Genomic DNA, 12921 nt, shown 5'->3' on the forward strand with positions numbered 1-12921 from the left:
TTCTCAGGATGTTGGTCACACATGGGGGAGGGTGGCGCGACATGGAGAAGCTGGGGGCGGGAGATCCGCAGCGCATCGGTGCGTACCGGCTGCTGGCGCGGCTCGGGGCGGGCGGAATGGGCCAGGTCTATCTGGCACGCTCGGACCGCGGGCGCACGGTCGCGGTGAAGCTGGTGCGCCAGGAGCTCGCTGAGCAGGAGGAGTTCAGGAACCGGTTCCGGCTCGAGGTGCAGGCCGCGCGGCAGGTCGGCGGGGCATGGACGGCGCCGGTCCTCGACGCGGACACCGAGGCGGACATCCCCTGGGTGGCCACGGGTTACGTGGCGGGGCCCTCGCTCCAGACGGTCGTCTCGCACGACCACGGCGCGCTGCCCGAGCGCTCCGTGCGGATCCTCGCGGCGGGCCTCACGCACGCGCTCAAGGACATCCACACCGCGGGCCTCATCCACCGCGACCTGAAGCCGTCGAACGTCCTGGTGACGATCGACGGGCCCCGCGTCATCGACTTCGGCATCGCCCGCGCCCTGGAGACCGTGACGGACGGCGGCCTCACGAGAACGGGCGCCCTCGTGGGCTCGCCCGGCTTCATGGCCCCCGAGCAGGTGCGCGGCGACCGGATCACCACGGCCTGCGACGTGTTCTGCCTCGGCTCGGTCCTCGCCTACGCGGCGACGGGCGCGCTGCCGTTCGGCACGGCCAACAGCGGGGTGCACGCCCTGATGTTCCGTATCGCCCAGGAGGAGCCCGACCTCGAAGAGCTCCCGGAGGGCCTCCAGGAACTCGTACGGGACTGTCTGCGCAAGGACCCCTCGGCCCGCCCGACCCTGGAGCAGCTTCTGGAGCGGACCGGCGCCGAGGACACGCTCGGCGACGGCGGACGCACGCGTGACCCGTGGCTGCCGGGGGCGCTCGTGGCGCAACTGGGGCGGCACGCCGTGCAGTTGCTGGACAACGAGGACCCTGACGGCCCGACCGGGGCGACCTCCGGGAAGCCGCCCGGCCTCGACAAGGAGAAGCCCGCGCCGGCCGGAACCGGAGACGGTGGCGATGGTGGCGGTGGGGATGTGGCCACCCCTCCCCCGCCCGGCACGCCCGGCGCCGCCCCCGTCAACCACCTGCCGACGATGGTCTCCCCCTCCGGCCCGCCCGCCCCCGCGCTCCCGCCGGCGCCACCGCCCGCCTCCGCCACGTACGGGTATCCGCACCCCCACCCCCAGGCACCCGTCTACGGCTACCCGCAGCAGGGCGGCTGGGGCGGGACGCCGCCCTACGGCCCCGGCTCCACACCCCCGTACGGCCCGGCTGTCGTCCCCGTCGGCGCGCCTCAGCCGGAGCCGCGCCGCAGCGGGCGCTCCACGGCGGCGCTGATCGTGGTGGCGCTCGTCGTGGCGCTCGGCGCGGGCGGATCGGTGTACGCGCTGATGAAGGACGACGGCAAGACGGTTTCCCAGAGCGACGACCCCAAGCAGCCGACGTCCGACGCGCCCACGAGCCAGGGACCGACGACGGGCGGGCCCAGCTCTCAGGACCCCGGGACATCGCAGCCGCCCAGCTCCTCCGAACCGCCCGCCGGCGGGGACGTGCCCACCGAGTTCCTCGGCACCTGGACCGCCTCGATCGACAACGGCACGGGCCACAACACCCGCCGTCTGAGCATCCAGCAGGGGAGTCCCGGGGACACCGTCCTGTCGATGACGGCGGACGGCCCGCTCCAGGGCGGCGGCACGTACCACTGCGTGTTCCAGGGCGCGCTGGTGTCGGCGTCCGGCGGGACGCTGCGCATCGGCGCCACGGACGTCGTCTCGGGCCCCTCCGGTTCGTGCAGTCCGGGCAAGCCGAGCTCGGTCGAGGTGCTCCCGTCGGGCGAGCTGCGCCGCACGATGAACAACGGCGACGAGCTGACGTACAGCAAGGGCTGAACACCCCATCCGCTGGGCCGAGTTGAACGGAAGGGTGTCGTCCGGCGAACATCCGCCGACGCGCCCCCCCGTTCCGCCCCCGGCCCGCCGCCCGCTTCGTACGGTGACCGCACGATGAAGTCGGTCACCCGTGCGAGGGGCTCATGAGCTGGTTCGATGTCGACGTCGTCATGGGTGGCGCCGGTGTGCTCATCGGCATCGCGTCCATCGCCGCGCCCGTGTGGATCGACCGCCGCGCGCCGCGCCGCAAACGCATCGGCTACCGCAAGCAGATGGACACCGTCATAGGCGGCAGCAACCGCGCGGGCGCCAGCAACGTACGGCTCGGACTCTTCGACGAAATGCCCGAGATGTCCGACGCGACGCTCGTCCTGCTGCGCATCGAGAACGACGGCTCGGTGCCCATCGGCCGGGACGACTACACGGACTCGTCGCCGCACCACGGCCTGACCGCCGTGTTCGAGGACCGCACCGTCCGGGGCGTGGCCGTCACGCTGCCGCCCGAGGCGGAGCACCTGATGGGCCATTTCGACCAGGGTCCGGGACTGGTCAGTTCGGGCAGCGCGCTGCGCATCCCGCGGGTGCCGCTCAACCCCGGCGCGTACTACAAGCTCCTCGTCCTGCTCACCGGTGGACCGGTCGACAGCGACACCACCGTCCAGGGCGATGTCGAGGGCGGTGAGCTGCACGAGAACCACAGCGTCACGCCCGACGAGAAGCCCCCCGTGTTCGGCCTCTGGGCTCGCCGGGTGACCGGCCTCCTGAGCGCCTTCGTCATCGCGCTCGCGGCCCTCGCCCTGTGGCCCGACGCCCCGCCGCCGCCCGACTACTGCGAGAAGGGCACGCTGACGGTCACCGGCTCGACGGCGTTCGCGCCGGTCGCCGAGGAGCTGAAGCAGAAGTACGAGGAGCGCTGCCCGGACGTGACGATCACGGTCAGCGCCCACGGCAGCCAGACCGGCGTACGGGAACTCGCCCTCGGCGGCGCGCGGGGAACGGGGGCCGCCGGGCAGCCGGCCAAGGGGTCACCGGCCGTGGTCACTTTCTCCGACGGGCCGCGCCCCGCGAGCTACACCCAGCTCAGCGAGAACCACGTCGCCGTCTCCCTCTTCACCCTCGTCGTCAACGACCGGGTCCGGCTCAGGAACCTACGGGTCGCCGACGTACGCCGCCTCTACCGCGGCGAGATCCGCTCCTGGGCCCAGCTCGGCGGCCCCGACCTGCCCGTCGTCCTGGTCAGCCGCACCTCGGGCTCCGGCACCCGCCGCGCGCTCCAGGACCGGGTCCTCGCCGGGGGCGAGGAGCCCCGCACCTCGTCGGACGACTGCACCAACAGGACGGTGCGGTCGGTGCCCGTACTGCGCTGCGAACTCGACTCCACCGACCAGGTCCTGGACGCCGTGGCCCGCATCCCCGGAGCGCTCGGCTACAGCGAACTGCGCGCCGCCACCGAGCTCAAGGGCCTGCACCGCCTCTCCCTCGACGGCCACGCGCCGGACATCGACCACATCGAGTCGAGCGGCTACCCGTACCGTGAGATCGAGTTCGCCTACACCTACGGCCGCCCGCCCGCCGACTCCCTCGCCTCCAGCTTCCTGGCCTACGCGATCCGCGGCCCCGGCCAGGACGTCATCCGCACCCACGGCCATCTGCCGTGCGGGACGCCGGTGGGGCTGCGGATCTGCGGAAACGGGTGACGGTCCCGTTCCCGGTAACTCCCCACGGAAAAAAACCCGATGGCGCCTACAACCTTCGGCCTCCGACACGGGTCTCCTGATCACCAAAACCGCCATGCCGAGCCCGCCGCAGGAGAATCCGCCATGCCGAAGCACAAGCGCACCCCCGCCGTCAGACCGGGCCGTGGCCGCATAGCGGCCGCGACGGCCGCCGCAGCCGCACTCACCGGAGGCCTCGTCTCCCTGTCGGCCGGCGCCGCGTCGGCGACGCCCGGCGCCTCCGCGACCCAGCCGCACGAGGCCGACTTCAACCTCGACGGCTACCCGGACGTCGCCGTCTCCTCCCCCGAGGCATCCGTCGGCGGCCACGCGAAGGCCGGGCAGATCACGGTGTTCTACGGCTCGGCGAACGGGATCAGCGCCGCGAAGCGCGCCACCCTCACCCAGAGTTCCACGGGCGTGCCGGGCACTCCCGAGTCCGGCGACCTCTTCGGATACGTCACCTCACCGGGCGACTTCAACCGTGACGGCTTCACCGACCTCGCCGTAGGCACCCCCTACGAGGACATGCCCGGCGACACCGACGGCGGGACCGTCACCATCCTGTGGGGCTCCTCCGGAGGGCTGAAGGGCGGCACCACCATCGCGGACCCGGCGCCCACGAGCCACGACCGGTTCGGCTTCGACGTCGCGGCGGGCGACTTCGACGGCGACGGGAAGACCGACCTCGTGACGGCGGACAGCAGCAAGTCCGTCCGCGTCTTCAAGAGCGGCATCGCCAAGTCGGGCACGGTCGGCTCGGTCACCGCCGTCACCACCCCGGTGCGCGCGACCAGCCCGTACCACCTTCGCAAGCTCACGGTCGGCGACGTGAACGCCGACGGCAAGGACGACCTCGTCGTCAGCGGCAACAACGCCACCAGTGACGGCGACTACCTCGCCAACTACTACCTGCCCGGCACGGCGTCCGGCCCGTCCGCCACCGCCACCGCGCTGCCGGGCGGCGTGATCAGCGACATCGGTGACATCAACGGCGACGGCTTCGGCGACGTGGTCACCGGCCTGACCTCCGACTCGTCCAACTCCGAGGGGCAGCCCGGCACGTCCACCGGTGGCGACATCCACGTCACGTACGGCTCCGCCACCGGACCGGACGGCGGCACCACCGTGATCTCGCAGGACACCGCGGGCGTCCCCGGCACCGGTGAGGCGTCGGACCTGTTCGGCTGGGAGATCAGCGTCGGCGACATCAACGGCGACGGTCTCTCCGACATCGCCGTCGGCACCGTCGCCGAGGACGGCGCGGCCTCGGGATCGGGCGACAGCGGCGCCGTGACCGTCCTGTACGGCTCGGCCTCGGGCGTCACGGGAACCGGCGCCCAGACCTTCACCCAGGACACGGCGGGCGTCCCGGGCACCAGCGAGTACAAGGACGCGTTCGGCACCGACGTCCTGCTGTCGGACTTCAACGCCGACGGCAGGTCGGACCTGGCCATCGGTGTCAGCGGCGAGAACGAGGGCAACGGCGCGGTCACCGTCCTCAAGTCCAGCGGCGGCAGGATCACCACGACGGGCGCGGTGTCGCTCTCGCCCTCGGCGGTGGGCGTGTCCACGTCCGGCACACCGCAGTTCGGCTCGGTCTTCGGAGGCTGACCGCACACGCCTCGGCGCCCCGGCCCGCCGAAGCGGACCGGGGCGCCTGATGTTCCGGGGCGCGGGGCCTAAAGGAACGAGTTGACCTCGATGGTCTCGGTGCGGCCGGGGCCGACGCCGATCGCGGAGATCGGGGCGCCCGACATCTCCTCCAGGGCCTTCACGTACGCCTGCGCGTTCTTCGGCAGGTCGGCGAAGGTCTTGGCCTTGGTGATGTCCTCGGACCAGCCCGGCAGGTACTCGTACACCGGCTTCGCGTGGTGGAAGTCGGTCTGGGAGTACGGGAGTTCCTCGACGCGCTTGCCGTCGATCTCGTAGGCGACGCAGACCGGGATCTGCTCCCAGCCCGTGAGCACGTCCAGCTTGGTGAGGAAGAAGTCCGTCAGGCCGTTCACACGGGTCGCGTAGCGGGCGATGACCGCGTCGAACCAGCCGCAGCGGCGGTCACGGCCGGTGGTGACACCGCGCTCGCCGCCGATGCGGCGCAGCGCCTCGCCGTCCTCGTCGAACAGCTCGGTCGGGAACGGGCCCGCGCCGACACGGGTCGTGTACGCCTTGAGGATGCCGATGACGCGGCTGATCTTCGTCGGGCCGACGCCCGCACCCGTGCAGGCGCCGCCCGCGGTCGGGTTCGACGACGTCACGAAGGGATACGTGCCGTGGTCGATGTCGAGCAGCGTGCCCTGGCCGCCCTCGAAGAGGACGACCTTGTCGTCGTCGAGCGCCTTGTTCAGGATCAGGGTGGTGTCGGCGACGTAGCCCTTGATCTGCTCCGCGTAGCCGAGCAGCTCCTCGACGACCTGCTCCGCCTCGATGGCGCGCCGGTTGAAGACCTTGGTGAGGAGCTGGTTCTTGCCCTCGAGCGCCGCTTCGACCTTCTGGGTGAGGATCGACTCGTCGTAGAGGTCCTGGACGCGGATGCCGACGCGGTTGATCTTGTCCGCGTAGGTCGGGCCGATGCCGCGGCCGGTGGTGCCGATCTTGCGCTTGCCGAGGAAGCGTTCCGTCACCTTGTCGACGGTCACGTTGTACGGCGTGATGATGTGCGCGTTGCCGCTGAGCAGCAGCTTCGACGTGTCGACGCCGCGCTCGTTCAGTCCACTCAGCTCGGAGAGCAGGACCGACGGATCGACGACGACACCGTTTCCGATGACCGGCGTGCACTCCGGCGAGAGGATCCCGGAAGGGAGGAGGTGGAGCGCATACTTCTGGTCGCCTACGACGACCGTGTGACCGGCGTTGTTGCCGCCCTGGTAGCGCACCACATAGTCCACGGATCCACCGAGCAGGTCGGTGGCCTTTCCCTTGCCTTCGTCACCCCACTGAGCACCGAGCAGCACAAGTGCGGGCACAGGCGTACACCCCTTCCGGGCGGGGCAAGACCAAGGTCAGGGGCCGTAGCCGCCTGTATGGGTGTGCCTTGGTGTGCCCCGGAATAGACGAAGCCCCTGGCGCAATAGCGCAAGGGGCTCTTGCACCAAGATGCTACCCGAGGAAGCGAGGCAGGACCGAGGTGGCGGCTTTTGACCAGCTACTGGTGGTCGTCGATCCGGTCGCCCGGCGTGCGGACGGCGAGTCGGTACGCATCGCGAAGGACGTGCTCGGCGCCGGTGCGACAGTGAAGGTGTGTCTGCCGGACGGGCCGGAGGAATTCGCGAAGGCCCTGGTCAGAAGGGGTTCCCGGCGGCCGGTGGTGATCGGGGACGACCGGGCGCTGCTGCGCGCGGTGGCTCTGCTGCACCGCGAGCGCGAGCTGGCGGGTTCCGTTCTCTCGCTCGTCCCGGTCGGGGCGAGTGTCTCGCTGGCGCGCTCCCTGGGGGTGCCGACCGGGGCGGTGGCGGCCGCGCGGGCGGCCCTGGAGGGCGTCGAGCGGCGGCTCGATCTGCTCGTCGACGACTCCGACGGGGTGGTTCTCGGCAATCTGCGGATCCCGCCGGTGGCGCACCCGGCGGCGCTGGGCTCCGACCCCGCGCACCACTGGCTGCGTACCTGCCAGTCCCTCGTCCGCACGCTGGCGGCGCGCCCGCAGCGTGCGACGGCGCTCGCCCCGGGGCCGCAGCGGCTGCGGGTCGAGGCGGACGGGGTGACGCTGGTCGATCTGGACCGGCCGGTCGAGGGCGTGAGCGTGGCTCCCGACGCGGCGGGCCGGGCCAGCGTCGAGGTCAGGCCGTCCTCGGTGGGCGCGGAGGCGGGGCCTTTGCGGGTCCTCGCGCACACGGTGACGGTGTCGGGCCCGGACTTCCGCTACCGCGCGGACCAGGTGGTGGCCGGCCCCGTACGCACCCGCACGTGGACGGTACGGGCGGGTGCGTGGGGGCTGACCTTGCCCAAGTGACGCGGCCGGTCAGTTCGACAGGTCCCGCCGGCGCAGGCCCGTCAGGCCCGCCGCGACGAAGACCACCGCGATCGCCGTCAGGGTCAGGACCGGGGTCCAGGCCATCTCGCCGCCCGGCAGCTTCGGCAGATGGCCGAACGGGGAGAGGTTCATGACCGACTGCGGGAGGTCGAACGCCGGGCCGATCCAGCCGATCAGGAGCGCGATGCCCGCGACGGCCCAGGCCGCCACCGCCGCCCTCGGGAACACCCCGAACAGCAGCACCGCGAGGCCCCCGATGACCCAGATCGCGGCGAGCTGCGTGAGGCAGGCGCCCAGGACGGGGCCGAAGCTCTTCCCGTAGCCGATCCCGAGGCCGAGGCCGCCGATCACCATGATCAGCGCGGCCCCGCCGAACGCGATGACCAGATGGCCCGCCGCCCACCGCAGCCGCCCGACCGCCGCCGCGAGGACCGGCTCGGCGCGCTGCGAGGTCTCCTCGCCGCTGAGGCGGAGGACCGACGACACGATGTAGAGCGCGGCGACCATGCCGAGCATGCCGACCATCGTGGCGAGGAACGCGTCCGTGACACCGGACTGGCCGCCCATCCGCTCGATGATGTCGCGCGTCTTCTGGTTGTCGCCGACGAGATCGGTCGCGCCCTGCGTCATCCCGCCGAACGCGATGCCGGCGACGAGGAACCCGGCGCTCCACCCGAACACGGTGCCGCGCTGGAGCCGCCAGGCGAGCGCGCCCGCCGTGCCGAGCCTGCCCTGGGCGGGTCCGGGGCGGCTCGGCAGGAAGCCCATCCCGATGTCGCGCCGCCCCGCGAGCCCGTACGCGACCACACCCTGCGCGGCGACGCCCGCCACGAACAGGAGCAGCACCCACCAGCGCTCGTCCGCGAACGCCCGTGTGTTCTCCAGCCAGCCGAGCGGTGACACCCAGGTCAGTGCCGACGAACCTCCCCCAGAGCCGGAAGCCTGGGGGGACCCCGAGGTCCCCGAGTCCCCGGCCGCGCGCAGGACGAACGCCAGGCCGAGCACCGCCGACGTGAGGCCCTTGGCGAGGCGCGCGCTCTCCGTGAGCTGCGCGACGATCGCCGCCATCGTGGCGAACACCATGCCGGTCCCGGCGACCGCGAACCCCAACGCCAGTGCCCCGCCGCTCCCTTGGGAGGCGAGGCCGCCCGCGATGAGCAGGGCGGTGGCCGCGTTGGCGACAAGTGCCGCGAGCAGGGCGGCGGTCAGCGGGGCGCGCCGCCCCACCATCGCCGACGACACCAGCTCCTGCCGCCCGCTCTCCTCCTCGTCACGGGTGTGCCGTACGACGATGAGCAGGCTCATGATGGCGGCGAACAGCCCGCCGTAGACCCCGATGCGCCACGCGGTGAGTCCGCCGATCGAGTCGGCGAACACCGGACCGTACAGAGCGCGCATCGAGCTGTTCGTGACCATCGACTGCGCGAGGTCGGCGCGCTCGGCGGCGGTGCTGTACACGCTCTTCAGCGAGCCCGGCATCGACAGGACCATCATGAGGATGACGGCGACCCAGACGGGGATCATGACGCGGTCGCGGCGCAGCGCGAGCCTCAACAGGGTCCCTGTGCCTGCGAGTTGGCGCGCTCCGGCCGCGCGGGGGGCGAATCGCGTGTCGGCCACGGCGGCGGTCATCGCGACATCGCCCCTTCGGCGGCGGCGTCGGACCCGTCTGCACCGTCGTCCTGGTAATGCCGCAGGAACAGCTCCTCCAGCGTGGGCGGGGTGCTGGCGAGCGACCGTACGCCGGAGCCCGTGAGCGAGCGGAGCACCGCGTCGAGTTTGTCGCTGTCGACCTGGAGCTTGACGCGCAGGCCCTGGACGTCCAGGTCGTGCACGCCGGGGAGCTGGGCGAGTCCGTTGGGCGCGGAGGCCAGTTCGGCGGTGACGCTGGTGCGGGTCAGGTGCCGCAGCTCGCTGAGCGAGCCGGTCTCGACCGTACGGCCCTTGCGGATGATGCTGATCCGGTCGCAGAGCGACTCGACCTCGCTGAGGATGTGCGACGACAGCAGCACGGTCTGGCCCCGCTCGCGGGCGGACTCCTTGACGCACTCCTGGAAGACCTCCTCCATCAGCGGGTCGAGGCCGGAGGTCGGCTCGTCGAGGATGAGGACGTCGACGTCGGACGCGAACGCGGCGACCAGGGCGACCTTCTGCCGGTTGCCCTTGGAGTAGGTGCGGCCCTTCTTGGTCGGGTCGAGCTCGAACCGCTCGATCAGGTCCGCCCGGCGCGCCTTGTCGAGGCGTCCGCGCAGCCGCCCGTAGAGGTCGATCACCTCGCCGCCGCTGAGGTTGCGCCACAGCGTGACGTCGCCCGGCACGTACGCGACCTTTCGGTGCAGGGCGACGGCATCGGCCCAGGGGTCGCCGCCGAGCAGCTGCACCGCGCCGGAGTCGGCGCGCAGCAGGCCGAGCAGGACGCGGATGGTGGTGGACTTCCCGGCGCCGTTGGGGCCGAGGAAGCCGTGCACCTCGCCGGCCTCGACGTCCAGATCGAGGCCGTCCAGAGCGTGCGTCTTGCCGAACGACTTGTGCAGTCCGGAGACGGTCATTGCCTTCGTCATGTTTCAGAACGTACGCTACTTTCACAAACTTGTGAAGTTAAGGAAGCGTATAAACTTGAGGCTGCACGTCACCAGGGGAGATGATCGGGACATGAGCGCGACGAAGGACGGCGACGGCGCCACCGGGGCGGACCAGGACGGCGCCGAGGCGGCGGTGTCACGGTTCGTGGAGCGGTTCGCCGCGGAGATGACCGAGGCCGGGATGCAGCGGATGGCCGCCCGCGTCTTCGCCTCGCTGCTCGCCTCCGACGAGAGCGCGCTGACCTCCGCCGAGCTCTCCGAACGACTGCAGATCAGCCCGGCGGCGGTGTCCGGGGCCGTGCGCTATCTGACGCAGGCGGGCATGGTCGGCCGCGAGCGGGAGCCCGGCTCGCGCCGCGACCGCTACCGGCTGCACAACGACCTGTGGTTCGAGACGTTCACCCGCCGCGACCAGCTCCTCGCGCGCTGGGAGAGGGTCCTGCGCGACGGGGTGGAATCACTGGGCCCGGACAGCCCCGCGGGCCTGCGCATCGCCGAGACGGCGGCGTTCATGGAGTTCCTGGACGGCGAGCTGAAGGGCCTGATGAAGCGGTGGCACGCACACCGCGAGACGCTCGACCTCGGCCCCCGGAGCTGATCACCCCCTCTGTACGCCGACTGCTTACGCGGGCCTGACCAGCCGCGCCTCGTACGCGAAGACCGCCGCCTGGGTGCGGTCCCGCAGGCCCAGCTTCACGAGGACGCGGCTGACGTGGGTCTTGATGGTCGATTCGGCGACGACGAGCCGTTCGGCGATCTCCGCGTTCGACAGGCCCTGGGCGATCAGGACCAGCACCTCCGTCTCGCGCTCCGTCAGCTCGCCGAACGCCCCCGGGTTCGCCACCGCCGGCAGCTTCGGGATCTCGGAGAGCTTGGAGAACTCCGTGATCAGGCGGCGGGTGACCGAGGGGGCGAGGAGCGCCTCACCCTCGGCCACCACCCTTACGCCGTCGGCCAGTTGACGGGCCGAGGCGTCCTTGAGGAGGAAGCCGGAGGCGCCCGCGCGCAGCGCCTGGTAGACGTACTCGTCGAGGTCGAAGGTGGTCAGGACGAGCACCTTCGCGCTGCGGTCCATGGCGGCGATCTCGCGGGTGGCCTCGATGCCGTTCAGCTCCGGCATGCGGATGTCCATGAGGACGACGTCCGGGGAGAGTTCACGGACCCGGGCGACGGCCTCCCGGCCGTTGACGGCCTCGCCGACGACCTCGATGTCGGGCATCGCGTTGAGCAGCACCGAGAAGCCCTCGCGGACCATCATCTGGTCGTCGGCGATCAGTACGCGGATGGTCATGCGGGGTCTCCCGACTGGTCCGTCTCCGTCGCGGTCGCCTTCGTCGACTCCGGCTCCGGGGAGGCCACCGGCACGAACGCCGCCACCTCGTAGCCGCCGTCCGCCGTCGGGCCCGCCGTCATCTCGCCGCTCAGCATCGCGATGCGCTCCCGCATGCCGGTGATCCCGTGGCCCGCGCCCGGCGAGGGCTTGACCAGGCCGGTCGGCGGGCCGTTCACGATGCGCAGGCCGAGCCCCCCGAGGACGTACGACACCTCGACGCGTGCCTCGGCGCCGGGCGCGTGCCGCAGCGCGTTGCTCAGCGCCTCCTGCACGATGCGGTACGCCGACAGCTCGACGCCCTGCGGCAGGTCACGGACCGCGCCGGTGACCGTCTGCCCGACCCGGAGCCCGGCCTCCCCGACGTTCTCCAGGAGCCGGCCGAGGTCCGCGAGCGTGGGCTGCGGGGCGTCGGGCGCCTCGTAATCCTCGGCCCGTACGACCCCGAGGACGCGGCGCAGCTCGGTGAGCGCCGCCACCGCGTTCTCGCGGATCGTGACGAACGCCTGCTCCAGCTCCGGCGGCGGGTTCTCCACGCGGTACGGCGCGGCCTCCGCCTGGATCGCGACGACCGACATGTGGTGCGCGACCACGTCGTGCAGCTCGCGGGCGATGTTCGTGCGCTCCTCCAGGAGCGTGCGCTTGTCCCGCTCCACGGCCGTGACCTGGCGCTGCGCGGTCATCTCCACCTTCGCCTCGCGCCTGATGTGCACCGACGTGGTGACGAGGAGGGCGAGCGCGGAGACGAAGAGCATCGGCGCGGTGTCCGGGTCCATGCTGTACCAGAAGACCGACGCGAAGAAGCCGAAGGCGGCCGTGCCCGCCCACATCCAGGCCGCCGTGCGGGGCCGGGTCCTGGCCGCGACCACCGTCATCACGACGAGGTGCGCGAAGAACCCGGCGGGAGCCCAGGGAGCGCCGAATCCGTCCCCTCCCATGATCGCGACGAACGGCGTCGACACGAGGGATATCCACCACGCCCCGACCGGCCTGAGCAGCGTCATCGCCACGGCGAGTGCCGGGACGAGCCCGGACAGCGCGTGGATCACGTCGCCGCCCATCGCGTCGCCGACGGCGAATGCGATCAGCAGCGTGAACAGGGCGGCGCCCAGGACCACCGCGTGCGGCGTCCACACCGCGTAGCGGCGCACCCGCTCCGGCAGCCGCCCGACCAGCGGGCCGTCCGGCGACCACGGCGGCAGCGGACGGTAGGCGAAGGGATCCTTGAACAGGTCCTGCCGCAGGCCGCTCAGCGCGCCGGCGGCGAGACGGTACTCGGGGCTGCGGCTCTTGGCCCCCGTCGGCATCGTCTGGGTCTGGGTCTGGGTCTCGGTCACGTACAGCACCGTAAGCGGCGGCCCGCCCCGAAGGCGTCCCACGGGAGGAGGGTCCTGAGCCCTCCGTC

10 protein-coding genes are annotated in these 12921 nt (G+C 71.9%); 5 read left to right on the top strand and 5 right to left on the bottom strand.

Features of this window, described 5'->3' with window-relative positions; genetic code table 11:
- The first annotated feature begins 41 nt into the window (after positions 1 to 41).
- From OG698_RS23235 to OG698_RS23245, 3 genes are all read left to right on the top strand, one after another.
- Positions 42 to 1919, top strand: coding sequence for a serine/threonine-protein kinase (locus tag OG698_RS23235; RefSeq protein ID WP_406105146.1), 1878 nt, complete (start codon positions 42 to 44; stop codon positions 1917 to 1919).
- Positions 1920 to 2062: 143 nt separating this feature from the next.
- Complete coding sequence (locus tag OG698_RS23240) at positions 2063 to 3616, top strand: substrate-binding domain-containing protein (protein WP_406105148.1); 1554 nt, start codon at positions 2063 to 2065, stop codon at positions 3614 to 3616.
- A gap of 123 nt (positions 3617 to 3739) precedes the next feature.
- Positions 3740 to 5248, top strand: coding sequence for an FG-GAP and VCBS repeat-containing protein (locus tag OG698_RS23245; protein ID WP_406105150.1), 1509 nt, complete (start codon positions 3740 to 3742; stop codon positions 5246 to 5248).
- A gap of 68 nt (positions 5249 to 5316) precedes the next feature.
- Here OG698_RS23245 and OG698_RS23250 read toward each other — a convergent pair whose 3' ends face one another.
- The gene (locus OG698_RS23250; protein ID WP_329571839.1) at positions 5317 to 6600 is read right to left on the bottom strand and encodes an adenylosuccinate synthase; all 1284 of its coding nucleotides are present in this window, start codon (positions 6598 to 6600) and stop codon (positions 5317 to 5319) included.
- Positions 6601 to 6761: 161 nt separating this feature from the next.
- Here OG698_RS23250 and OG698_RS23255 point away from each other — a divergent pair, with 161 nt between their 5' ends.
- Positions 6762 to 7583 carry a diacylglycerol kinase gene (locus OG698_RS23255; RefSeq protein ID WP_406105152.1) on the top strand — a complete coding sequence of 274 codons (822 nt, stop codon included), beginning with the start codon at positions 6762 to 6764 and terminating at the stop codon, positions 7581 to 7583.
- A gap of 9 nt (positions 7584 to 7592) precedes the next feature.
- Here OG698_RS23255 and OG698_RS23260 read toward each other — a convergent pair whose 3' ends face one another.
- Together OG698_RS23260 and OG698_RS23265 are read right to left on the bottom strand one after the other, a co-directional pair.
- Positions 7593 to 9236 carry an ABC transporter permease gene (locus tag OG698_RS23260; protein WP_406105153.1) on the bottom strand — a complete coding sequence of 548 codons (1644 nt, stop codon included), beginning with the start codon at positions 9234 to 9236 and terminating at the stop codon, positions 7593 to 7595.
- A complete protein-coding gene (locus OG698_RS23265; protein WP_406105155.1) occupies positions 9233 to 10165 on the bottom strand; it encodes an ATP-binding cassette domain-containing protein in 933 nt (310 codons plus the stop codon). The genes OG698_RS23260 and OG698_RS23265 overlap by 4 nt, the downstream gene beginning before the upstream one ends.
- A 91-nt stretch (positions 10166 to 10256) precedes the next feature.
- On the opposite strand from OG698_RS23265, the gene OG698_RS23270 reads away from it, so the two are divergent.
- Positions 10257 to 10784 (top strand): MarR family transcriptional regulator, encoded by a 528-nt coding sequence (locus OG698_RS23270; protein ID WP_326774818.1) that lies wholly within the window; start codon positions 10257 to 10259, stop codon positions 10782 to 10784.
- A gap of 24 nt (positions 10785 to 10808) precedes the next feature.
- Here the strand turns inward: OG698_RS23270 and OG698_RS23275 are convergent, their stop codons facing one another.
- Together OG698_RS23275 and OG698_RS23280 are read right to left on the bottom strand one after the other, a co-directional pair.
- Positions 10809 to 11477: a response regulator transcription factor gene (locus OG698_RS23275; protein WP_329571845.1), complete on the bottom strand. Its 669-nt coding sequence runs from the start codon at positions 11475 to 11477 to the stop codon at positions 10809 to 10811.
- Positions 11474 to 12853, bottom strand: a complete 1380-nt coding sequence (locus tag OG698_RS23280) for a sensor histidine kinase (RefSeq protein ID WP_406105157.1) — start codon at positions 12851 to 12853, stop codon at positions 11474 to 11476. The genes OG698_RS23275 and OG698_RS23280 overlap by 4 nt, the downstream gene beginning before the upstream one ends.
- Between the last annotated feature and the right edge of the window lie 68 nt (positions 12854 to 12921).

The sequence above is a fragment of the Streptomyces sp. NBC_01003 genome, from assembly GCF_045162695.1.
Classification (GTDB): domain Bacteria; phylum Actinomycetota; class Actinomycetes; order Streptomycetales; family Streptomycetaceae; genus Streptomyces.

Excerpts from the sequence above, each read along its gene's own strand:
- OG698_RS23235 (WP_406105146.1), top strand. The coding sequence starts at position 42 with ATGGAGAAGCTGGGGGCGGGAGATCCGCAGCGCATCGGTGCGTACCGG.
- OG698_RS23240 (WP_406105148.1), top strand. The coding sequence starts at position 2,063 with ATGAGCTGGTTCGATGTCGACGTCGTCATGGGTGGCGCCGGTGTGCTC.
- OG698_RS23245 (WP_406105150.1), top strand. The coding sequence starts at position 3,740 with ATGCCGAAGCACAAGCGCACCCCCGCCGTCAGACCGGGCCGTGGCCGC.
- OG698_RS23260 (WP_406105153.1), bottom strand. The coding sequence starts at position 9,236 with ATGACCGCCGCCGTGGCCGACACGCGATTCGCCCCCCGCGCGGCCGGA.
- OG698_RS23265 (WP_406105155.1), bottom strand. The coding sequence starts at position 10,165 with ATGACGAAGGCAATGACCGTCTCCGGACTGCACAAGTCGTTCGGCAAG.
- OG698_RS23270 (WP_326774818.1), top strand. The coding sequence starts at position 10,257 with ATGAGCGCGACGAAGGACGGCGACGGCGCCACCGGGGCGGACCAGGAC.
- OG698_RS23275 (WP_329571845.1), bottom strand. The coding sequence starts at position 11,477 with ATGACCATCCGCGTACTGATCGCCGACGACCAGATGATGGTCCGCGAG.